This is a genomic window from Chitinophaga sp. YR627, from assembly GCF_900114995.1.
In the GTDB taxonomy this organism is placed as follows: domain Bacteria; phylum Bacteroidota; class Bacteroidia; order Chitinophagales; family Chitinophagaceae; genus Chitinophaga.
The window spans coordinates 650,942-674,741 of sequence record NZ_FOUX01000001.1 but is presented as its reverse complement, the minus strand read 5'-3'; the positions used below and the strand labels follow the sequence as shown (position 1 = coordinate 674,741).

The following is a 23,800-nucleotide window of genomic DNA, read 5'->3' as shown; positions in this document are numbered from 1 at the left end:
CATGCTGAACAACGAAGTCACTGTAGTAGTACTATGCTGTAGGGTATATCTGCAAACCAGCGCCATCTCCGATCTCAAAGCCTTTATAAACCAGCACCCGGTCCAGTGGCAGCAGGTATATCAGCTGAGCACGAAACACAGGATGAGGCCACTGGTATTTAAGGTCCTAAGTAAGTTGTCTGCTGACGTACCTGCAGCAACCCTGCAACAATTCAGGGCTTATTGCCGGGAATTCCTGTTGTTTGCCGTTGACCGGCACCAGGAAGCTGCGCGTATTATCAGCCTGTTGCAGGAACAGGGTATCGCCGCCAGACACTATAAAGGAACGGATTATGCCTTACTGCTGTACCGTGATATCGGTATGCGGGAGTTTACTGATATCGATATTATTATCGATGAGCGACAGGCAGACCGTGTAACCGCCCTCATGCAGATGGAAGGTTATGACATGTATCATGAAAAATACTACAGAAAATATCCCGCCCATTTTCAGCGGCATATCAAAGAGGTGACATTCGGGAAAGCTTGTCAGCGGGGTCGGAGATTCTCTTTTGAATTTCATTACCGCCCGACCCACGGACTGATGGACCTGCAATATTCATTTGCCGGTCTGCTGGGAACTGATTACCTGCAAAGAGCATATACCGCTGAAGACTATTACAAACTGATGGTGGTCAACAATGGCGCCAGCGACTTTTTCCCGCATCTCCGTTCATTGATGGATATGATATTGTTGTACCAGAAAGGCCCCTTTTCAGTACCTGCAGCATTACGTCCATATGAATTGCTATGGCAACAACTGGCGGCCAGTTTATTGGGATTCGAGACAGCGGCCCCTCCGGCGCACAACAATACCTACCAGTTACTGGCACACAGATTACAAGCCCGGGCAGGACAGTCCTACACCCTGCTGCAACAGGCCCGTGTGCGGTTGTCACTCGCTGCGGATATCTCCGCCAAATGGCGTATCACGCACCGTTATCTGACCCACCTGCTCCGGCCAAATGCCAATGATATAGCAGCCCTGCAATTGCCTTATTTCCTCTACTATTTCACCAAGCCGGTCAGACTCGCCTCCAATCTGCTGAAGCAGAAAAAATAAAAGGCCGCCCGCTTTTGACGGACAGCCTTTTGCTTCAAGACAGTATTCGCTGGTAGAATTATTGTTTAATGATCTTCTGGTTGATCACACCCTCTTTACCAAAGATCCGGATGATGTACATACCGGCCTTCAGCTGACTCAGATCGATCTTCGCACCAGTTACCTGTGTTCTTAATGCAGGCGTACCATCCATATAAAGCACTGTTACATGGGAACGGTCTTCCACACCTTCTACATTGTAGTTATTTACAACAGGATTAGGATAGCCTCTGAACTTCGCTGTGATGATCTTATCTTCAGCTGGTTTGAGTGCCGCCTGGGTATTGGCAGGCAGTGAAGCTGCGCTGCCATAGACCTCTGTTGAGAAGATGGAATAACCCCATTGTGTACCTCTGGCCGTTCCATAGATACGAACATAACGTCCGGTACCGGAGAGGCCTGTCCAGTCGTTAGCAAGAGCGGTATTAGCGGTCACCGTCTTCAGCACCTGCCAGTTATTGAGATCAGTGGAGATCTCAACACGGTAATCTCTCCCTAAAGCCGTTTCCCAGGTTACTTTCACCCGATTGACGTTATAGTTACCTCCCAGGTCTACATAGATCCATTGCGGGTCTGTATAGGCACTTTCCCAACGGGAGCCCGCATCTGCATCAAATGCATTATTGGCATTAAATACGCCTGTTACACTGGACGCGGTACCGGTTTTATTCAGGGCAATATTGGCGGAAGTAGACGCACCGGAACCATAAACTTCCATACCAAAGATGGAATAGCCGTATTGCGTACCACGCGCCGTTCCATATACCCTTACATACCTGCCGGAACCAGAGAGTGCTGTCCAGTCGTTCACCAAAGCGGTATTACCTGTCACCGTCTTCAGCAATTGCCAGTTGTTGAGGTCATTGGAGATCTCTATACGGTAGTCTTTACCCATGGCTGGTTCCCAGGTGATCTTCACACGGTTCACATTGTAGGTATTACCGAGGTCTACATAGATCCATTGCGGATCCGCATAGGCACTTTCCCAACGGCTAGTGGCACTGGCGTCGAACGCATTGGAAGCCGCAAAAGCACCGGTTACACTGGAAGCGGTACCAGGTCTGTTCAGGGCCAGATTAGAGCTTGTGCCATTCACGGCAATTGTCACCGCGTTAGAGGTGGCAGTAGCACCACCATTATCAGTTGCTTTTGCGGTGATGGTATAGCTACCTGCCGCTACATTATTCCACTGAACGCTGTATGGAGCGGAGTTATCAGTACCGATGACAGCTGTACCGTTGTAGAATGTCACAGAAGAAATAGTACCACCATCACGGTCGCTGGCGGTAGCGGTCAGGGTAATGTTACCCGGCGCTGCATAGGTTTCTGTACCGGTTGGCGCTGTCAGCGCGACTACCGGCGGAGGATTATAGGTAATACCATTGGAATACACCCTTACCCAGTCGATGTACACATCAGCAGGGAAGATAGCCTGATCCACGATCGGACCTCCATAGGTATTGCCACTGCCGCCTACGCCTACGCTCAGGATAGCGTACATTTTATGTTCGAAAGGATGCCATTCGGAATAGAGGTTGGAGAACTCCGATTTGCGGACGCGTTTACCATTGATCACCTGTACCTGAGCTTCGTTCTGACCATCAGCGGCAAAGGCGGCGCCATCTTCAAAATAATGGATATGATAAACGTTACCATCTACAAAGAACTCCATTCTGTCGGCAAACCAGTCTATCCCATACTCGTGCCAGCCATTAGCGGCTACTGCAGGATCAGTGGTGGAAGACTGCGCACAACACTGGTAATCAGGGTTTCTCAGGGAACTGCTCCAACGGGTCGTCGCGGAACCATCAAATGCTAATCCGGCAGCGACATCGGCTCCCTGGGTAGAAGAGGCTACAGCAGGCTTGTTTAATGCAAGATTAGCACTGCTGCCACCAAATACCTGAAATTCGAAGAGTGAATAGCCCCAGTCGTTGGAGCGCTGCGTACCGTACATTCTGACGAAACGCGCATTCCTGGCGCCGAAGGTGATATTGTCAATACCGCCATCACCGGCTGTTGTCGTATAAGCGTCTGACCAGGTGGTACCGTCCGTAGATGTCTGGATTTTGAAGGACTTACCGGTATTCTCCCAGCTCAGCTCTACCCTGTCCACTGATACAACTGCACCCAGATCTACCCGGATATACTCCGGATTATCAGGCGCCTGTTGTTCTGCGAAACTGTAATAACCGCCCTGGTGACCATGGTTCCAATCGGCCCACTGGTTATTATTCCATGCCCAGGCATAGTGCGTGGAACCTAGGTTAAAAGTGGGAATGCTACCGACATACTCCATGATATCGATCTCTCCACCCTGGGGCCAGCTGATAGTGCTCTGCCCCTGCGGCAATTCATCAGGCATCATCCAGAAGGCGAAGCCCTGTCCCATGGTGCGTACACCTTTGGGCCATACCCTGGCTACAATTCTGTGCTGAGGACCCCAGCTGGCCTTTCCATTAGAATTGATCCTGCCGCTGGTATAGTTACGATCAATATAAAATTCTTTTCTCGTGGATATTCTGAGCACATTGCCATTGGCTCCGGCGATACCGGATTCAATACCAACGTTCTCTATGCGATTGGTTGCACGATCCAGCTGACCGGTACCAAAGTCTCCGTTGACACCGGTACCTGTTTCATAAGACCATTTTGTAAGATCAAGGGAAGGACCGTTGAATTCATCACTCCAGATGAGAGTCCAGTTCTGGGCGCGTACAGTACAGCATAGTAGCAGTGCTACGCTGAGGCTTAAAAGTGTTTTCATGTGGTTTTCAGTTTGGTTACTTCGAGATTTAGTTTAATAACGTGACGTGGGTTTCCGGACGGGCACAGGTGGACTGTGGGCTGCCCTGAATCGTGGAATTGCCATCTTTTTTAATTGTTTCTGCGATCTGTCTTGAAGTGGAGAAGGGTTTATTGAAATTTAATTAAAAAAACGGGGATATACAACAGGGAGATGGCTACTGCTGCGGAGGTTTTTCAGGGAAGGAGGTTATGGGGATGGAATATGTGAGCTTTATTATACTGTTGGTTTGAGTTTGTAGAAAAAAGAGGCCGGAATGATAACAACGGCATTGGCAATAAATATCAGTAAAACGAACTTGTCAGTCAGACCTCTTCCCACAAAAATGGTCAGACTGCCGGCTAATTCAATGAGTATTATCAACATCAGCAGAGATTTCTTCCAGAAAACGTCCCAGCTTCTTGCATTGATGATCATCACCGTAATACAATAGAGAAAAAATGCGGGCACTGAACATATAAAAGCTATTGAGGTGGCAAATATTATAAAAACGGGGATTTCGTACAGACCAGGAGAACGGACGTCTGACCTCATATTTATAAACATCAATATTCCGAATATTAGTGCACCCAATATTATGGTCGTCAGCCAGACATTTCTCGCATATTCAAAATCATTACTGTGAAAACGTAGCTTTTGGGTGATATACTGTACTAATGGCATAGACATAAGTTCTTTTAAATATCAGGAATTGTTCTGATCAAGTCCACCTCTTCACCGGCGCCAGGTCGTCGCTTATTCATCGGAAAGACCTCCCGATGGCTGTTTATCAGCGGGAAGCGGATGACTTCACCGGGTCCATATCATAAAAGAAAATAGTCCCGGCTGCTACCAGACCGTAGATAACAGCCATATTTAACGGCAGGCCTGACAGCTGATGCTTTGAGCAACTGATCAGGATCATTTCACCTGTCGCAACTGCCACTAATAAGCTTTTCTTTTGTTTATCGGAGATCTTCAGCAACTGTACAAGCCTCACGGCGATAAAAAAAATAAGCATAGAGATCGGCCTGCTTAGGTTACTATATAATGAAGCAGGCAATCCGCAAGATATATTTTTCTCCAAATATTTGAAACAAACGATATCTGGCGCGATCCATGCATGTATTACCCGAAATCGCCACAATAACAAATGTGGTGTATTGACAGGTTTATGTATTTTTAGGTCGCAATAAGTAAGGAAATTTCATGATACAGGTATTTGAGAATCTATATGTAGGAACTAACACAGACTGTCAGCAGGTGACTCCAGGCTTTGCCATCATTCATGCCTGTAAGGAACCCTGTCACCGGCAGGCGGTTGGTTACAGCGGCAATCTGAAGGCCAGTCACCCCTCCTACCTGATGCACCTCCATGGTGACCGTCACCTGTATCTGAATATGGTGGATATGGACCAGGAACTATCTCCCCAGTACACCCATCCCATTATGGAAAGATCCATGTTGTTCATCGAGCGGCATATCCACGACAAAAAAGTACTCGTACACTGTAACTGGGGTATATCCCGTTCCCCTTCCATTGCCCTGCTGTACATGGCGCGTAAAAAGGCGATAGGTAATGCTACCTATGATATGGCTAGAAACGATTTTAACACCATTTACGCTGCGTATACCCCTGGCAGAGGTATTTCGGGCTATATGGAAAGATATTGGGCAAATCTGCTCTCTATTTAAATAAAACATCCTGTTATAAAAAAACTTACCTTCAGGGCGCTGATAGCTATCAGGCGCCCCGATTGACCATTCTTATCCGTTAGTATTTTGCCAGTATAACAGCTTATTATTCCATGTCCATGATTAACGTCGTGCGCAGCTAACGAGCTATGCGCCAAATTTGCCACCAGACAGAACCAATAAAGACAGCACAACCGAAATCACCAGCGCCAATCCACTTTCACCCGGCTATGCCCGGATAATATCTCCTACTTATGACCAGAAACATCTACGCCATTTTGGTTTTACTATGTACTGTACTGCCTGCCTGCAGAAAAGAGGATGCACCACAGCTGACCAGCGAATCGATAGCAGATACTGTCGTGCCTTCCGCAAAAGAAATACTGTCATTCACGTTTGAAGCAAAGAACAATCCACAGCAACTGGTAAGGGACGTCGTCTGCCATGTCTACGAAGACCATATCAGCGGTTGTATCCCCTACCTCAGTAGTAACAAGTCATTGATTGCCACGTTTACCTCCAATGGTACATCTGTAACTGTCAATGGGGTTGTACAACAAACCGGCATCACCAGTAATGATTTCAGCCGCCCGCTCACATTTACGGTAAAAGCAGCTGATAACACCACAAAAGACTATACGTTACAACTCTTTACATTCACCGGTCTGCCTATACTTTATATTGAAACGGAAGCGCCGGTTGTATCAAAAGAGGACTATGTAAAAGGCAGCATGACGATAGACGCCAATACAAAGTATCCGCAGACCGTCACCAATATGCAACTGGAAATGAGAGGCCGGGGCAGCAGCACCTGGAACATGCCAAAAAAGCCTTACCGTATCAAGCTAAATAGCAAAACAGAAATGCTTGGGATGCCCGCTGCTAAAAAATGGGTATTGCTCGCCAATTTTGCCGACAAGACCTTACTGCGCAACTATCTGGCGCTGGAAATCGGCCGCCGGTTTGAGGCGGCCTTTACGCCCCGTGCCCGCTTTGTAGAAGTCATCCTGAACGGAGAATTTATGGGCAATTACCTGCTCACTGACCAGGTAGAGGTTGGGGCTACACGGGTCAATATCCCCGAACTGAAGTCTTCCTCTACAGATATCAGTGGCGGTTATCTGCTGGAAGTCGATGAACGGCTGGATGAAACAGTCTGGTTCAGAAGTCAGTTGCAGGTGCCCTTTACGATCAAATCACCGGAGGATATTACATCCGCTCAACTCGACTACATCAGAAATTACATCCAGCAAACAGAAAACACATTGTATAGTCCGGGCTTTGCCGATCCCGTGGAAGGCTACAGCAAGTATATCAATGCATCTACTTTCATTAACTGGTTCCTGGTCAATGAGCTGCTGAAAAACAACGATGCTGTTTTTTTCAGCAGTGTATTCATGTACAAGGACAAAAATGCGAAACTCTCCATGGGACCCATATGGGACTTTGACCTGGCATTGGGCAATATCACCTACAATGGCAACAATATTCCGGAAGGATGGTGGGTGAAAAATGCAGTCTGGATCAACAGATTATTTGACGATCCGGTGTTTGTAAATCAGGTAAAGGGCAGATGGAATGCGCTCAAAACCACGCAGATCAGCACCTTATACACTTTCATCAACGAGAGTGCCGCACAACTGAAATATTCCCAACAGGAGAATTTCAACAAATGGGACCTCCTCTATGACTATACCTGGCCCAACGCCGTATCACTGGGATCATATGATTCGGAAGTACAGTATATGAAAGACTGGCTCGCTAAACGGATAAAGTGGATGGATGCTGAAATAAACAAATTGTAAAAACGGACAAATACTGTATTAAAACCGGACAGTTCCATTTGTTTCACTATCCCGATCCCATTGATTATAAGCATTATAGTATTGAGGTATATTTTTTGAACTGTCCGGTTCTTTTAACTTACAGTTATGCTCAGGAACTACATCAGGATCGCGTTGCGAAACTTACGTCGTCACTCGTTTTATACGATCTTAAATGTATTCGGTCTGTCACTGGGTATTGCCTGTGCGCTGATCCTGTATCAGTTTATCAGCTGGCATCTTGCATTTGATACACAGCACAGTAAGGGGCAAAATATCTATAAGGTCGTTACGGAACTCCACCTCGACGATGGCTCCGTACAATACGAAAAAGGGACTCCCGTAGCGCTGGCAACAGCTATCAAAACAGAAATCCCGCAAATCCGTACACAGGCATTCCTGTTCCATAATTACAGAGATCTTCCCTTCACGATAGCCATTCCACAAAGTGGTCACACACAGCAGCTTTTTTCAGAGCATGGAAATGTGGCCTTTACAGACCAGCACTGGTTTGAACTGTTTGACTACAAATGGGAAACCGGTCAGCCGGCAACATCGCTGGAAGCTCCCAATACCGCGGTGCTGACAAGGAAACAGGCAAACAAATACTTTGGCAATGCCGATCCCATTGGCAGGACTATACGCATCAACGATAAAATTACGGCCACAGTGACCGGCATCCTGAAAGACTATCCACCAGAAACGAGTACCAAAGTAGATATCTTTCTGTCTGCCGCCTCCATGAAGGGCCTGTATCCGGAGATGTTTCCTTCCATGGAGACCGAATGGGGCTGGATCAATTCTTCCAATAATCTGTTTCTGTTACTGCCGGATGGTCTTTCTGCTGATCGTCTTAATAAAACATTACGTACCGTTACCCAACGGCATATGGGAGAAATGGCCAAATACTATCATTTCCACCTGGAGCCGCTAAAAGACCTGCATTTCGATGCACGTTTTGGTGGAGTGATCTCCAAATCCCTACTGACAACCCTGTCAATCATTGCACTGATCATCCTTGTTATTGCAGGCGTGAACTTCATCAACCTGGCAACAGCGCAGAACGTACGCAGATCTAAAGAGATCAGTACCAGGAAGGTACTGGGCAGCAGTGCCGCCAGTATCTTCTGGCAGTTCATGACGGAAACCTTCTGCATCACACTGTCTGCTACCATGTTGTCACTGGTATGGGTTGCATTTGCTTTACCTGTATTAAATCCCTGGTTGCAGACCTCACTTTCCCTTTCTCCTTTCGCCCATCCTCAACTGATCATCGCCTTAATGTCCCTTGTCCTGTTCATTACGTTATTATCAGGTTCCTATCCGGCGTTTCTTCTGAGCAGGTACAAACCTGTTGCGCTCTTAAAAGCGAATCAGACCAGCGCCGGACGTCCCTGGATGCGGAAGAGCTTAATACTGTTTCAGAACCTGGTGGCACAGTCTCTGATTATTTGTACGCTGATCATTACCCTACAGACCAGGTTCATGAAAACCGTCAATCCTGGCTTCGACAAAGCAGGCGTTGTCATGGTACCACTCCCATCCGCAGACAAAAACAAACTTGACTATCTGCGCACGCAACTGATGCATACGTCAGGAGTAAAAGATGTCAGCTTTTGTTTCCGTCCGCCGGCCTCGGCGACCTTTAAAGCCGGTTCCGTCAAATTTGACAACAGGGAATGGGAAGACTATACCGCACTATGCACGCTGGGAGACGCCCATTATCTGCAAACCTTCGGTATACAGTTACTGGCGGGCAGAAATCTCCTGGAAAGTGATACGGCCAGTGAGTTTCTCATCAATGAATACATGATGAAACAGCTGGGATTCCACCAGCCATCCGAAGTGATCGGACACCAACTGGTAGCAGGTACACTGGATGATCGTCCGGGCATAATTGTAGGTGTGGTCAGGGATTTCAATCTGCACTCATTACATAGTAAAATGGAGCCGCTGATCATGACCTCACAGGCAAAAGATTATGCCTATGCAGGTATTAAAATAAGTGGGACGGGCATGATGAAAAGTATCAGTGGTATTAAGGATAACTGGCAGTCGCTATATCCGGATAATGTGTTTGAATATGACTTTCTGGACGATCAGATAGCAGCGTTTTATAAAGCGGAAGATTTGCTTAACAGATTGATTGGTGGCGCCGCTATACTGGCTATTTCAATCAGTTGTATCGGCCTGTTAGGACTGATATCACTACTAACTGTCCAGCGTACAAAAGAGATCGGCATACGAAAGGTGATTGGTGCCTCCGTGGCGAATATTGTACTGTTATTATCGGGAGATCTGATGAAATTAGTGGGGATTGCATTGGTACTGGCGGCAGGTGGCAGCTGGCTGGCCATGCAGTACTGGTTACAGGGATTTGCCTACAGGATCAATATACCCTGGTGGGTGTTTGTGCTGGCTGGTATGTGCAATGTGGCACTGGCGCTGGTAACGATCGGTTATCATGCGGTGAAGGCGGCGACGATGAATCCGGTAAAGAGTCTGAAGGCGGAGTAGGCATCATCACCTATCCGCCAGTAATATCACCACATCTGTCCGCCAATCTTCCGGATCTTCCACCTCATCAGGATCCGTCAGATAAAACTCGGTACGGGCCGCATACTCCGTTCCATTTACTTTCTGCACCCCTTCCTTCAACCCGTTCTCTTTCATCCATGCCTCAAGTCCCATATGTACCTCTTTCAGGTTGCTATAATCCCCCATATACGTCACTGTCACATACTCCGCATCAGGAAAAGAACCGGCCACCACATCTCCATTCACCTCAGCAGGCACCTGTGTCGGTACACCTACATCCACCAGTAACTGGTCTTCATGATCAAATTGCAGATATCGGAAAAATACCGGGCCTGCCTGGGCTATATGGTGCTGTTCCATCCACTGAACGATCTGCGGCACCAATGGCGGCAAAATGACTGGAATTTCGGCCATTTTCACCCTTTTGCGGATCGCTATATATGGCTGCTCAGGATGGCGTGCTATTTTAGGATCGCTGGTCATATCATATCTATTTTTATAATAAGTGTTACTACTGCTAAAGTAGTAAGGTAATCACAAGCAGCAACGGTGTAAACAGGACAATATAGCGGGGCGGCTCCGACAACTTACCGCTGAAAAATGTCCATTAAGGATTAGCAAAAATGAACAAACGGACTTTACAACTGTATTTTGCAGACCCCGGTAAGCATAAAAAAAGTCTTGCATTAAAGAATTAATGACTGGCTTTTTTCTATATTCGTCAAGGATTTGGTTAATCCCCGCAGCAAGCGGTAACCCTGTCAAGCAAAATGCAATAAGTAAACTGTGCAGGGAAGCACAGTGACCATCATTCTATCAACCTCGTCTCACTCCTCAGACGTAAGGACACGTCTATGCGATAAAATCTCTACTGTAACAATCTAAAAAAGTAAAAATGAAAAGAACACGACTGCTTTTCGTTGCTTCGTTTGCATTAGTATGCGCGGCAACAACAGCGCGGGCACAGGAGACGGCATCGGCGACGGTGACGGCGACTATTGTCACGCCTATCAGCATCACCAAGGATGTTGATATGAACTTCGGTAATGTGGCCGTACGATCCTCTGCAGGTGGTACGGTTGTACTGACGCCTGCCGGTACACGTACAACCACTGGTGGCGTAACATTACCAACAACTGCCGGAACAGTAACAGCGGCTTCATTTACGGTAAACGGTACATCCGGTTATACGTATGTCATTACACTGCCTACCACACCGTTAACCATTACCAGTGGTGCTAACACGATGACAGTAACTGCCTTTACCAGCGACCCTTCCGGTACAGGTACACTGACTGGCGGTACACAGGTACTGAATGTAGGCGCAACACTGAACGTCAGTGCAGCACAACCTGCTGGTCAGTACGTATCCGGTACCCCATTCAATGTTACTGTTAACTACAACTAACGGTACACTGATCTTTACCCAAAGGCCCTCCCGGTATACATGATGCCCGGGAGGGGCTTCCCGGGTATTTAACTTCAATTCTGCTTATGCGCATTATCCATTTACTGACATTCATTACGCTCTTACTATTCCCGTTACTCTCCTCCGCCCAGGGCAACCTGCTGATTACACCGATGAGGGTCATTTTCGACGGGCAGAAAAGAATACAGGAACTTAATCTTGCCAATACCGGCCAGGACACTGCCCGGTATCTGATTTCTATCATTGAAATACGCATGAACAGCAATGGCACTTTTGATAAGATCACCGAACCTGATTCAGGACAATTATTCGCCAGTAGTTTCCTCCGTTTCTTTCCCAAAAGCGTCACACTCGCTCCGGGAGAAGCGCAGCTGGTTAAAGTACAGCTGATCAAAACAGGACAACTGCAGGCCGGTGAATACCGCTCGCATATCTATTTCAGGGCAGTACCAGATCCTAAAGTACAGGGAGAACCGATCAGACTGAAAGACTCCTCCAGTATTTCTGTGAGTCTGACACCCGTCTTCGGTATCAGCATTCCTGTGATCATCAGAACAGGGGCGCCTGACGCACAGGTGAACCTGACCGATATTTCACTACAGGCCCCGGAAAATGCACCGGCCCATCTGAACATGGTAGTACGCCGCTCCGGTAATCATTCCGTATACGGCGATATCAATATTGACTATGTATCTGAAAAAGGCAAGATCACCACTGTTGGAAGTGTAAAAGGCCTCGCGGTATATACCCCCAATGTGTTCAGACAATTCCAGATGAAACTGGAAACAAAGCCGGGCATCGATTATCACAACGGCAAACTGAGGATCTCTTATACCAAACCATCAAAAGACGCTGTTCCCGATCCGATGGCGCAGACAGAACTGCAGCTACACTGATCATTGATTGGTATTATTCCGGTGTACGTGTGGTATGCCCTGAACAATAACAAAACACATGAATACTGACAGAAGATTTACACTTGTTTGTTTTACGCTCCTTATTCTATCACTCAGCCTGCCGCTTACCCTGTGGGGTCAGACGACAAGCTGGAAGGGCACTGTGAGCACCGCATGGGCCACTGCTGACAACTGGACAGCAGGTGTTCCTACAGCATCTGTAGACGCGATCATTGGCGACGCGGCGTTCACAGGGTCCTTCCAGCCTACCATCAGTGGCACCACCGCTGCAAGCAGGGCGCTTACACTCGTCACCAGCGCCAAAAATCCGGTACTGACCATCTCCAAAGCTATTACCATATCCGGTACACTCACCAATGGTAGCGGTTGTACGATCTCGCACAGAGGCGTAACCGTTACGGTAAAAGGAGATTTTGTCAATAATGGGACTTATACGACCACCAGTACCTCCTCCAGGATCACAATGGCAGGTACGACACAAAGTATTAGTGGTAGTGGTATTTCCTTTAGAAGACTGACCATTAACTCAGGTGCCACTGTCACTCCTGCTGTCAGTTTTCCGGTTACTGTAGCCCTTTCTGTCAGCGGTAACCTGGTTCCACCGGAAGGTACAACCACACTTATTTCCGGCGCGGGTACACTCAGCGTGACCGCTACGGGTGTGTTACATGTCAAAGGGGCAACCTTCGCTACCAACTATACACTCACCGGCACCAATACGCTCGCTGCGGGTAGTACCGTTGAATATAGCGCGACCACCATCAATCAGACTGTCCGGAATGACCTCACCTACTCTACGCTCAGGATCAGCGGCGCGCTGGTAAAAACGCTGGCAGGCAACCTTAACGCGATGAATGCTACAACCAGCACATCGGGGATGATCGTTGTGAATAGCGGGATACTGAACCTCTCCACCTTTACGGCCAACAGAGGCACTACCGTAGCTGGCGGCGCTGTCAGTGTCGCAAACGGAGCGACCCTGCGAATCGGTGGTACAGGTACCTTTCCGGCCAACTTTGCTTCCCGTTCACTGGCACTGACAAGTACTATTGAATACAACGGACTTGCCCAGACTGTATCTGCAGAAACATATGGCAATCTAACCTTATCCAGCTCCAGTGGCGCTGTTGTAAAAACACTGCCCTCAACCGCATTTACTGTTGCAGGTAATTTCTACTGCACTCCGGGAGCCGGTACCAGCGTAAGCGCCACAGCTGCTGCCAATATTATTGTCACAGGAAGCACCACATTAGATGCCGGTGCGACGCTTAATGGCGGAAGCTTCACAATAGATCTTAGCGGTAACTGGATCAACAACGGTAATTTCACCGGCAGCACCGGCACCGTGAATTTCAACGGTCCGGGCACCAATATCAGTGGAACAGGCACACAGAGTTTCAATAACGTCAATATCACTGCTACGAATATCACGGCTGCTGCAAACGCAGCACTTACAATTGCCGGAAACCTGGCCACTACCGGTCCGGGCGTATTTACACAGGCATCAGGTGGTACGCTGACAATGACTGGTGCAACCAAAACAATCTCAGGCGCCAGTATCACACTGGATAACCTCACCATATCGGGATCCGTCAGCAGTACCAGTAGTATTTTACTGACAGGCAATCTCGCAGTAAGTGGCTCCTTTACCGGCACAGGCGGATCCGTTACCATTCAGGGCGCCAGCAAAACTATTTCAGGCGCAGGTACGCTCACATTTGGCTCGCTGATCGTACCTGGTTCTGTTACAACTGCTATTCCTTTTTCCATCGGCACCACCCTGGATGTTAGTGGCACGTTCAGCGCCAGCGCCGGTACAGCGACTTTTACAGGTACCAGTACCCTCAATGGTACCGCCAACCTGTTCAATGTGACCCTCAATGGCACCTCTTTACAATTATCTACCAATGCCGTACTTGGCATCGCCAGCACATTCACTGTTACTGCAGGTACACTAAACGTGTCGGCGACTCCACCAAATACGGTCAACTTCAACGGCACCGCCGCCCAGAATATCAATGCCCTGACCTACAACAGACTATTACTCTCCGGCAACTCCGCCAAAACAGCGGCGGGCGCTATCACAACCAGCTATTTTACGCTGGCAACAGGAACGACCTTTAACGCCAGTTCCTTTAGCCATACCATACTAATAGACTTTGTGAATAGCGGCACCTTTAATGCCGGTACAAGTACATTCACCTTTACTGGCGCCAATCTATCAACCATTACCGGCGTCACTACATTCAACATTCTTACACTGAATAAAAGCTTACAGTCTACACTGGTGAACATGAACAATGATGTGAATGTATCTACTGTAAATATGACTGTCGGCACCATCAATACCGGGGCTAACATTTTCAATATGACGGTGGACAGGACAGGGCCAGGTATTATACTAGGTAACGTACGCCGTACGCAATCCTTCGGACTGGGTGGTATATACGCCTTCGAGAGCCCGAATACGACGCTGAGTCTTGTCGGACTTCCATTAACAGGCGCCATCACCGTTTCTGTAGCCATTGGTCCGGTAAGTGACTTTCCACAGGGTAGTGCAGTTAACCGCGTCTATACGGTCAGTACTGGCCTGACAGTTAGTTTGACCACGCTCAGATTCCATTATGAAGATGCAGAACTGAATGGTAACAATGAGTCCTCTATGAACCTCTGGTATAACAGTGGCAGCAGCTGGGTGCTTCAGGGCAGAACAGCCGGTAATACAACATCAAATTATGTAGAATACGGTTCAACACTGGCTATTAACGGCCGCTGGGCCTTCTCTGATAATTCAAACGTAGTACGCTGGAACGGTTCTGTCAGCAGTGACTGGTCAAATGCCAGCAACTGGACTGTGGTACAGGGTAGTCCGTCCCGTCCTCCGGGCGTCAATGATATCGTTGAAATTGGTACGGCCGCATTCACCAATCAACCCACCATCAACACTGCGGTATCTGTAAAAGCGATATCATTAGGCAGTACACAGGCGGCAACACTTACCCTCGCTTCAGGTGGTAGTCTGACCACACAGGGTAACATTGCAGGTAAATGGTCCTCCAATGTGACCCATACTATCAACACAGGTGCACAGGCACTCACTGTAAACGGGGACCTTGCCCTTAGTGACGGTACCGCTGCACATGCCATCAACCTGAATATCGGTACGGGAACGGTGACAGTAGGTGGTTCCCTGACGCAATCCGGAGGTGCTAATGTTATCTTCTCCGGTGCAGGCACCCTTAACATTGGTAGTAACTACAACTACACAAATGGCACGTTTACATCCAGTACCGGGACCGTCAATTATAACGGCAGTGGTGCACAAACAGTGGCAGGATTAGCTTATAATAATCTACTAATAGGTAAATCAGCCGGCGATGCATTATTAAGCAGTGCGTCCAGTGTAGCAGGAGACCTGAGTGTGACCGGCGGCTCCATGACCATGAATGGCGCCACTACGGTAACGGGCAATGTCAATATTTCCTCCGGTGCTACGTTGAACAGTGGGGTCATCGGATTAACTGTTGGCGGTAACTGGAATAACAACGGCACCTTCTCTTCTTCCGGTGGTACGGTTACCTTAAATGGTACCGGTACACAAACCGTCTCTGCGACTACATTCAATAACCTGATCATTACCAAAGGAGCCGGAACGGCTACACTGACCGGTAACTGTCCTGTTAACAGTAACCTGACCGTCAATACCGGTACGCTGAATCTGTCTACATTTACGGCTAACAGAGCTTCTGCCGGCGGGGCATTTACACTGGCGAATGGCACTACATTACAGGCAGGCGGGGTGAATAACTTCCCTTCAGGCTATTCTACCTATACATTAGGCGCTACCAGTACGACAAACTATAACGGTACCGTCGCACAGACGGTTGCGGGTGTGCCTTACGGTCATCTTATCTTCAGTAATGGCGGCACAAAAACACTGGCCGCTACCTGTACTGTCAACGGAGACCTGACCATCAATAGCGGAGCGACCTTTAACGGTGCGACCTACACCATCAACCTTTATGGTAACTGGAACAACAGCGGCACCTTCACTCCTGCTACCAGTACCATCACACTTAACGGTGCAACTAAAACCATCACAGGAAATACCGTCTTCAATCGTATGACCGTCTATGGCAGTTATACCGTAGCCGGTAGCGATATCACCTATAATGGTCTGCTGACGATCACCACAGGTGGTTCATATGTCGCAGGCGCAGGAACGGCAACTGTAAACGGTGACCTGACAAACAATGGCTCTCTTACCAGCACCGGGACCACCACCTTCACCGGGACTGCCTTACAGACGATCCGTTTTGTCAATGCAATTGTATCCAACTCAAGCGGTATTATCAACTTCAACGGTACGGTGCCGCCAGTACTCAATTCTACCAGTACACCTACCTACGCTACGCTCAATGTCAATAATACCGGCGGTGTAACTGCAAGCGTTGGCTGGATCGTGGGAATTGCTTTCAACATCGGTAGTGGCGCTACCTTCAATGGTGGTGTTTCTACGCATAATGTTCTTGGTTCGTTTACAAATAATGGTACAGTGACCAGCAGTGGTACAATGAACTTCACTCCTTCTGCTGCACAAACCATCAAACTGGCTGGTACGGCCTTTACCAGCACAGGTACGGTACAATTTGGCGGTACTGCGGCCATGAGCGTAACCGGTACACCGAATGCACTGGGTAATGTACTGATCACTAACACATCTGGTGTAACGCCTGCTTCGAACTGGCCGGTAAATGGCGACTTTATGATTACCAATAACGCCATCTTCAACGCAGGCACCTATACATACACGGTAGCGGGTGACGTAGAAAGCAATGGTACACTGAATGGCGGAACATCCCTGTTCACCATGACGGCTTCAGATGCACAATTAACAGGCACACCAACGACCACTTTTTATGACCTGACGATCACCGGTATCACTACCGCTATTTCCGATTATAATGTCAGTCATAACTTCACCAATAATGGTACCTATGATGGTACCGTAGGCACGCTCACCATGACAGGTGGTCTGCCTTCTATTATAACCGGTTCTGCCGCTTCATTTAACCTGGCGCAGGTCACTAATCAGAAAGATCCCGGCATTACCACTACCCTCGCTAAAGCTATTACTGCAGTAGATGATATTACGATCACTACAGGGATACTGGATGCAGCTGGTTTTGCTATCACGCCAAGTGCAACCGGTTCATTGACCATAGAAGACAATGCCCGGTTAATACTACGCGGTACACAGACCTTACCTGCATTCAGTACCTATTCGCTGGATACGCTTAGTACCGTAGAATATGGCGGTAGCACGCAGGCTATTTCTTCTGCTACGCCTTATGGTAACCTGGTTATCTCTGCAACGGGGTCTAAAACAGCATCCGCAGTGCTGAAAATTCTGAATGACTTTACCCTGTCTACCGGCACCTTTGTACAGGGTAGCTTCACAGATACTGTTGGCGGCAACTGGACCATGAGCAGTGGTACTTACACCAATACCGGCTCCACTGTTTATTTCAATGGCCTCGGTACGCAGACTATTACCTCTACCGGTGCATTCAATAATCTGACGGTTAATAAATCAGCTGGCATCATCAACCTTGGGTCTAATGTGACGGTCAGCAGTGTACTGAATTTCATCCTGAATAAGATCAATACCGGCAGCACATTCGCTCTGATCCAGCCTACCACGGGTACAGTGACCGGCGCTTCCCAGTCCACCGGCTGGGTAATTGGCAGACTACAAAAAGCCCTGCCAACCGGTAGTGTAACCAGGAATTTCGAACTGGGTGACGCCACCTATTACAGTCCTGCATCTATCACTTTCACCAATGTGACTACCTCTGGTAGTATACTGGCCACCGTCACACCCACAGATCATCCGAATATTGCTACATCCCCGGTAAATCCCAACAGAAGCGTCAATCGCTACTGGTCGTTCACCAATACAGGAACCAGCTTTACTACCGCTTCTGTCACTATGAACTGGAACGCGGCCGATGTAGATGCGGGGTCTAATACAGCTAATTTCAAAGTAGGCAGCTACAATGGCTCTACCTGGACAACACCGGCAACGGCCAGTCCGCTGCCGACCTCCATACAGGCTACGGGCCTAACGAATCTCAGTGTGGCGCTGGCCGTCGGACAACTGATCGCTGACAACGTATGGACAGGTGCTGTGAGTGTCAACTGGTTCGTAACCGGCAACTGGTCCAATAACCTCGTCCCTGTCAGCACGACCAATGCAACGATCCCAACAGGTCTGACCAACTATCCGTTGATCAATACGGGTACCGCGATGACTAACAATCTGATCATACAAAGCGGAGCCTCAGTTACCGTCAGCGGCGGTACATTACAGATATACGGCGCGATCACCAATAGTGGCACATTCACTGCCAGCAACGGAAGTATCGAAATAACCGGCGCCGCTTCCCAGACAATACCTGCAAATACTTTTGCCGGTAATACAGTGCTCAACCTCACTACGAACAATGTGGCGGGTGTATCACTATTGGGCACGCTGAATATCGCCGGTGTATTAAAGGCCACAACGGGCCTGTTTGTAACAGGCACCAACCTTACTTTGCTGTCTACAGCTACCCGTACGGCGTTGATAGACGGCACCGGTGTTGGCTCCGTATTGGGTAGCGTTACCATCCAGCGTTACCGTCCGAATAGCTTTGGTTATGTATATCTCAGTTCGCCGTTAAACGCCGCGACTGTAAATGAATTTTCTGACGATGTGAACCTGAATTCCAGCTTCCCGTCCTTCTATCGTTATGTAGAAAACAGGGCTTCTTCCGGTTGGGTATCCTATACTGCTGCTTCTGGTATCCTGGCCTCCATGGTCGGTTATGCAGGTAATCTGGGTACGAGCATGTCTCCTGTTACCCTCGATATGACCGGCACAGTTAATAACGGTACGATCACCGCTCCTACCCTTACCAACAACAACCAGCCTTATACCAAAGGCTTTAACCTGGTGGGTAATCCTTATCCGTCACCGGTCGACTGGGATGCAGCAGGTGGATGGACACGCGTGAATGTCGACAATGCGATTTACTATTTCAATGCCGGTACGACCAATCAATACACGGGTACTTACAGTTCCTACATCAATGGTGTTTCCAGCGATGGCGTTGCTAACAACGTCGTTCCTGCCATGCAGGGCTTCTTTGTACACGTGACCAACGGTACATTCCCGGTATCGGGTACGCTGACCGTAAATAATACCGCCAGGGTCAATAATCTGGCGCCTAACTTCCACAGGGAACGACCACTGACAGAACCATTACTCCGACTGAGCGCAGGCTTTACCGACGAAGGCTCTCCTTCCGATCCGGCAGTTATCTATTTTGACAATAGCTACTCAAGAGATTTCGAGCAGGACATTGACGCGCTGAAGATCATCAATACCGACGAACATGTGCCCAATCTGTATGTCATGGCAGGCACAGAACGGCAATCAATCGCTGCATGGCCCAATGATATTGATAGTACGGAAATGATCCCGCTGGGTATTACGACAGAGCAGGAAGGATATGTCAGCTTTACCATGCCGCTGATCGAACGCATGCCGGCTGGCAGACATTTCTATCTGTATGATAAAGAAGCGGGCATCACACATGATCTGCATCAGACGACTCCTTACAGACTCTTCCTGCGTAAAGGAAGTTTTGATACCCGTTTCTTCCTGGTACTGAAAGCAGGCGATGACGGTGGCGTGTCAACTGAAACGCCGTTGTATCATGCTTACGCAGCTGGTAACAGTCTGTACGCACAGTTTGACAAAATACCAGGAGAGAAATGTACGATCACCGTAAGCAATGTAAACGGACAGGTACTGCTACGGAAAGACTATACTGGTAATGGTCGTTACCTGCTGGGATCACATTACAACGGAGGTATTTACATCGTCACCTTCTACGCGAATAAACAACAGGTATCGAAGAAAGTGTTTATTGCTAACCAATAACAAAGTGATGAGCAAATTCAAACATATATATCACCTTTTTTTCAGCGGTCTGCTACTGGCACCTTTTGTGGTACGGGCGCAGGAACCTCCTCCACGGCCGATCTCCGTGTTCGTCAATCCGGCACAGGGATTGATCTTCGGCGCATTTTTCCAAGGCATCACAGGAGGAACGGTAATCCTCTATCCGGATGGCTCCCGCTCTGTAACCGGGACTATTGTGCAGGCGAATCTGGGTTATCCATTCTCCCCTGCCATTTTTGAAGTAGATGCAAATCCGGGCACACTTATTTCCATCATGAATGGTCCGGATGTGACACTGACAGGCAGTAACGGCGGCTTTTTATCACTACATATAGGGACGGCCAGTACCGGCACTCCTTTCATAGCTACGGCTACATCTCCTGCCCGCACGATCGTGCGTATCGGAGGCACTCTTACAGTAGGGCCACCTCCGGCAAATCCTGCGGGCAATTACAGCGGCGTGTTTCAGGTCACATTCATACAGGAATAAAACATTGATGACAGGCATTACTATCCATACCAATCCATTGAAGCGCCTTTGCTGCAAAGCAGTTTGCATACTGCTGCTGGCAGCTTGTACGCTACCCCTTGCCGCCAAAGATAAGGACGGCGATAACGACGAAGACCCCAAATATGAAGAAACCTCTATCATGGTTGTGTTACAGGGTGTCGGCGGTGCCGAGATCCCTGCTGTTGTTCAGGACGAAGTTGCCTATCTGTCTATTCAGGACGTATTCAACTTCCTGAAGATCCGGAATGCCTCTTCTGAGACACTGGACACCCTTTCCGGCTTCTTCATCACACAGGACGCAGCTTTTCTGATTGATAAGAAGAATAACCAGATCCGGTTCCGGGACAAGGTATTCAAGGTCGGGGCAAACGGTCTTGTGAAAACAGAAACCGGCTTATACCTGCGTACAGACTACTTCGCCAGTATATTTCAGCTGAGCTGTAATTTTAACTTCCGCAGCTTATCTGTAAAAGTGGAGTCAAAGGTTGAACTACCCGCTATCCGGGAAATGCGGCAACAGCTGATGTACCGCAACCTGAACAAACTGAAAGGGAATATTGTCGCCGATACCACCATCGGACGAAGCAATAAGCTCTTTAAATTCGGGATGGCCGACTGGTCGGTCGTATCTACACAGCGACTGCAAAGCACCAATGATACCTGGTTTAATCTGACGATGGGTGGCACCTTCGCAGGTGGAGAAGCGACCGTTTCATTGAATTATAACAACTTCGCACGGCAGCAACTGAAACCAACGCATCCGGACAGTAACATCATCCGTCCTTTTGACCAGCGGCAGCAATATTATCGCCTGCGCTTTGTCAATAACGACCGGAAATGGCTGCGTCAGATCATTGCCGGAAAGATCTTCACCCCTACCATTGCCTCCCTTTACGCACCGGTAGTGGGTGTGCAGGTGACCAATGCGCCTACCACCTACCGTCGCTCTTATGGCACTTATACACTCAGTAATTTCACTGACCCGGGATGGACGGTGGAATTATATATCAACAATGCCCTTGTAGATTATACAGTGGCTGACGCTGCTGGTTTCTATACATTCCAGGTTCCCCTGGTGTATGGCAATTCGCAGATAAAACTGCGTTTCTATGGCCCGTGGGGAGAAGAACGATTCCAGGAAGAGAATATCAGTATTCCTTTCAACTTCATTCCCGCAAAGGAATTTGAATACACAGCCAGCGCGGGTGTGGCAGAAGACACCGTAAACAGCAAATTAGGCCGTATACAGGCCAATTACGGCCTTACAAACACCATTACGGTAGGTGCAGGGGTCGAGTACCTTTCATCGATCAGAAAGGCTAATACGCTTCCTTTTGTGACAGCCTCCCTCCGACTGGTATCCAACCTGCTGTTTTATGGTGAATATACCTACGGCGTGCGCTCAAGAGGAATTCTGAGCTACCGCTCCCAGAACAATCTGCAGGCAGAACTGAACTATACCCGGTATAATAAAGGACAGACGGCCATCATCTATAACTGGCTGGAAGAACGCAAAGCAGTCATATCCAAACCTTTTACATCGAAGAACTTCTCGATGTTTACGCGTCTGACCCTAGACCAGATCATTCTGCCAGGGTCCTATTATACTACTACAGAATGGCTGATGTCGGGTGCACTGTATAAAGTAGGCACCAGTCTGTCCACCTACGCGATCTTCATCAAGGACGAAACGCCTTTTGTATATACCAACCTGGCCCTGACCTTCCGGGTACCGGGCAATATTCTGCTGACGCCACAGGTACAATACGAATACAACAGCAACCGCTTTATGGCCCTACGTTGTGAAGCAGGTAAATACCTGTTTAAAAACGGATACCTGAACTTTTCCTACGAAAAGAACTATCGTACCGACATTACCAACATCGGTATCGGCCTGCGTTATGACTTCTCTTTTTCACAGATCGGGTTCTCCCTCTGGCGCAACAACAACCTGACAACATTCGTGGAATCAGCCAGGGGTAGTATCATCCATGACGGCGCCTCCGGTTATTCAGGTACACATAACCGCTCCAGTGTAGGTTCAGGGGGTGTGGTGTTTGTGCCATTCCTCGACCTCAATAACAACGAAAAGTTTGATAAAGGAGAACCAAGGGTAGAAGGTTTGCAAATGAAATATAACGGTGGAAGGATGATCCGCAGTCTGAGAGATACCAGCATTTGTATACTTGATATGGAGCCTTATGCGGCCTATCTGTTCGAACTGGAATCAAAAGGCTTTGAAAGTGTATCCTGGCAGATCCGTAAACCAACCATCCGTATCACGATCGAACCGAATCAGCTGCGCCGCATCGATGTACCAGTATCTGTGATGGGAGAAGTATCGGGTAGTGTAAGTCTGCGGGAAGACTCCACCCTGAAGGAACAGGGTGGTATCAAGATCTGTATTTACAGATCGGACAGTACCCTGGTAAAATGTCTGTTGACGGAATCAGATGGTTATTTCAACTACATGGGCCTGCCACCGGGCGACTACGTCATCCAGCCGGATAAAGCACAGCTGAAAAAGCTGAAGCTAAGACCACAGCAGGCGGCTTACGACCTCCATATCAGTACGAAACGGGAAGGTGATGTGATAGATGATATTCACTTTATACTGGAAAGGAAATAGTCAGTCCATGTGAAAGACCTGCACTAATGGTCTGGTGACAGGAGAATTGTCTTCATTGGTATCCATGATATCGGCCATATATGCCCACCAGCGCTGTACAATGGGTAAGGTCCCCAGATCCTGGGATGACTGTTCGCCTGTTTGCTGCTGTACGCCAAACAGGATATTGGTCTCCTCATCCAGGAAGATAGAATAGTCGCTTACGCCATTGTCTTTCAGCAATGCTTTCAGTTCCGGCCAGATGGCGTCATGGCGTTTGCGGTATTCTTCTTTGCAGCCAGGTTTGAGCTGCATTTTAAAAGCGATTTTCATAACATGGAA

At 48.3% G+C, this 23,800-nt stretch carries 14 protein-coding genes; 9 read left to right on the top strand and 5 right to left on the bottom strand.

Annotated elements, in window-relative coordinates; genetic code table 11:
- The first annotated feature begins 1 nt into the window (after position 1).
- Positions 2 to 1,102: a nucleotidyltransferase family protein gene (locus BMZ72_RS02310; RefSeq protein WP_143087569.1), complete on the top strand. Its 1,101-nt coding sequence runs from the start codon at positions 2 to 4 to the stop codon at positions 1,100 to 1,102.
- 58 nt (positions 1,103 to 1,160) lie between these two features.
- Here the strand turns inward: BMZ72_RS02310 and BMZ72_RS02305 are convergent, their stop codons facing one another.
- The 3 genes from BMZ72_RS02305 to BMZ72_RS02295 form a co-directional block, all read right to left on the bottom strand.
- Positions 1,161 to 3,908: a galactose-binding domain-containing protein gene (locus tag BMZ72_RS02305; protein WP_089804853.1), complete on the bottom strand. Its 2,748-nt coding sequence runs from the start codon at positions 3,906 to 3,908 to the stop codon at positions 1,161 to 1,163.
- Positions 3,909 to 4,163: 255 nt separating this feature from the next.
- Positions 4,164 to 4,397 carry a hypothetical protein gene (locus BMZ72_RS36235; protein ID WP_143087568.1) on the bottom strand — a complete coding sequence of 78 codons (234 nt, stop codon included), beginning with the start codon at positions 4,395 to 4,397 and terminating at the stop codon, positions 4,164 to 4,166.
- A 319-nt stretch (positions 4,398 to 4,716) separates the two neighbouring features.
- Complete coding sequence (locus BMZ72_RS02295) at positions 4,717 to 4,947, bottom strand: hypothetical protein (RefSeq protein ID WP_089804849.1); 231 nt, start codon at positions 4,945 to 4,947, stop codon at positions 4,717 to 4,719.
- Positions 4,948 to 5,135: 188 nt separating this feature from the next.
- On the opposite strand from BMZ72_RS02295, the gene BMZ72_RS02290 reads away from it, so the two are divergent.
- The 3 genes from BMZ72_RS02290 to BMZ72_RS02280 all read left to right on the top strand — a co-directional run bounded on the left by BMZ72_RS02290 (position 5,136) and on the right by BMZ72_RS02280 (position 9,961).
- Positions 5,136 to 5,621 (top strand): dual specificity protein phosphatase family protein, encoded by a 486-nt coding sequence (locus BMZ72_RS02290; RefSeq protein ID WP_089804847.1) that lies wholly within the window; start codon positions 5,136 to 5,138, stop codon positions 5,619 to 5,621.
- A 254-nt stretch (positions 5,622 to 5,875) separates the two neighbouring features.
- Positions 5,876 to 7,426: a CotH kinase family protein gene (locus BMZ72_RS02285; RefSeq protein ID WP_089804845.1), complete on the top strand. Its 1,551-nt coding sequence runs from the start codon at positions 5,876 to 5,878 to the stop codon at positions 7,424 to 7,426.
- 126 nt (positions 7,427 to 7,552) lie between these two features.
- Positions 7,553 to 9,961: an ABC transporter permease gene (locus tag BMZ72_RS02280; protein WP_089804843.1), complete on the top strand. Its 2,409-nt coding sequence runs from the start codon at positions 7,553 to 7,555 to the stop codon at positions 9,959 to 9,961.
- Positions 9,962 to 9,967: 6 nt separating this feature from the next.
- On the opposite strand, the gene BMZ72_RS02275 is transcribed toward BMZ72_RS02280, so the two are convergent.
- A complete protein-coding gene (locus tag BMZ72_RS02275; RefSeq protein WP_089804841.1) occupies positions 9,968 to 10,465 on the bottom strand; it encodes a GyrI-like domain-containing protein in 498 nt (165 codons plus the stop codon).
- A gap of 412 nt (positions 10,466 to 10,877) precedes the next feature.
- On the opposite strand from BMZ72_RS02275, the gene BMZ72_RS02270 reads away from it, so the two are divergent.
- From BMZ72_RS02270 to BMZ72_RS02250, 5 genes are all read left to right on the top strand, one after another.
- Positions 10,878 to 11,390 carry a DUF4402 domain-containing protein gene (locus tag BMZ72_RS02270; RefSeq protein ID WP_089804839.1) on the top strand — a complete coding sequence of 171 codons (513 nt, stop codon included), beginning with the start codon at positions 10,878 to 10,880 and terminating at the stop codon, positions 11,388 to 11,390.
- A gap of 86 nt (positions 11,391 to 11,476) precedes the next feature.
- Positions 11,477 to 12,307 (top strand): fimbrial biogenesis chaperone, encoded by an 831-nt coding sequence (locus tag BMZ72_RS02265; RefSeq protein WP_089804837.1) that lies wholly within the window; start codon positions 11,477 to 11,479, stop codon positions 12,305 to 12,307.
- A 58-nt stretch (positions 12,308 to 12,365) separates the two neighbouring features.
- Entirely contained in the window at positions 12,366 to 20,318 is a 7,953-nt protein-coding gene (locus BMZ72_RS02260; RefSeq protein WP_089804835.1) for a T9SS type A sorting domain-containing protein, read from the top strand.
- Between the two features lie 7 nt (positions 20,319 to 20,325).
- Positions 20,326 to 20,829 carry a DUF4402 domain-containing protein gene (locus tag BMZ72_RS02255; protein ID WP_177222657.1) on the top strand — a complete coding sequence of 168 codons (504 nt, stop codon included), beginning with the start codon at positions 20,326 to 20,328 and terminating at the stop codon, positions 20,827 to 20,829.
- Positions 20,830 to 20,836: 7 nt separating this feature from the next.
- On the top strand, positions 20,837 to 23,479 hold the full coding sequence (locus BMZ72_RS02250; protein ID WP_089804832.1) for a hypothetical protein: 2,643 nt from the start codon (positions 20,837 to 20,839) through the stop codon (positions 23,477 to 23,479).
- On the opposite strand, the gene rhaM is transcribed toward BMZ72_RS02250, so the two are convergent.
- Positions 23,480 to 23,791: an L-rhamnose mutarotase gene (gene rhaM, locus BMZ72_RS02245; protein ID WP_089804830.1), complete on the bottom strand. Its 312-nt coding sequence runs from the start codon at positions 23,789 to 23,791 to the stop codon at positions 23,480 to 23,482. It abuts the gene before it with no gap.
- Positions 23,792 to 23,800: the final 9 nt, after the last annotated feature.

Coding starts and splice junctions, on each gene's coding strand:
- BMZ72_RS02310 (WP_143087569.1), top strand. CDS start 2: ATGCTGAACAACGAAGTCACTGTAGTAGTACTATGCTGTAGGGTATAT.
- BMZ72_RS02305 (WP_089804853.1), bottom strand. CDS start 3,908: ATGAAAACACTTTTAAGCCTCAGCGTAGCACTGCTACTATGCTGTACT.
- BMZ72_RS02295 (WP_089804849.1), bottom strand. CDS start 4,947: ATGCTTATTTTTTTTATCGCCGTGAGGCTTGTACAGTTGCTGAAGATC.
- BMZ72_RS02290 (WP_089804847.1), top strand. CDS start 5,136: ATGATACAGGTATTTGAGAATCTATATGTAGGAACTAACACAGACTGT.
- BMZ72_RS02285 (WP_089804845.1), top strand. CDS start 5,876: ATGACCAGAAACATCTACGCCATTTTGGTTTTACTATGTACTGTACTG.
- BMZ72_RS02280 (WP_089804843.1), top strand. CDS start 7,553: ATGCTCAGGAACTACATCAGGATCGCGTTGCGAAACTTACGTCGTCAC.
- BMZ72_RS02275 (WP_089804841.1), bottom strand. CDS start 10,465: ATGACCAGCGATCCTAAAATAGCACGCCATCCTGAGCAGCCATATATA.
- BMZ72_RS02270 (WP_089804839.1), top strand. CDS start 10,878: ATGAAAAGAACACGACTGCTTTTCGTTGCTTCGTTTGCATTAGTATGC.
- BMZ72_RS02265 (WP_089804837.1), top strand. CDS start 11,477: ATGCGCATTATCCATTTACTGACATTCATTACGCTCTTACTATTCCCG.
- BMZ72_RS02260 (WP_089804835.1), top strand. CDS start 12,366: ATGAATACTGACAGAAGATTTACACTTGTTTGTTTTACGCTCCTTATT.
- BMZ72_RS02255 (WP_177222657.1), top strand. CDS start 20,326: ATGAGCAAATTCAAACATATATATCACCTTTTTTTCAGCGGTCTGCTA.
- BMZ72_RS02250 (WP_089804832.1), top strand. CDS start 20,837: ATGACAGGCATTACTATCCATACCAATCCATTGAAGCGCCTTTGCTGC.
- rhaM (WP_089804830.1), bottom strand. CDS start 23,791: ATGAAAATCGCTTTTAAAATGCAGCTCAAACCTGGCTGCAAAGAAGAA.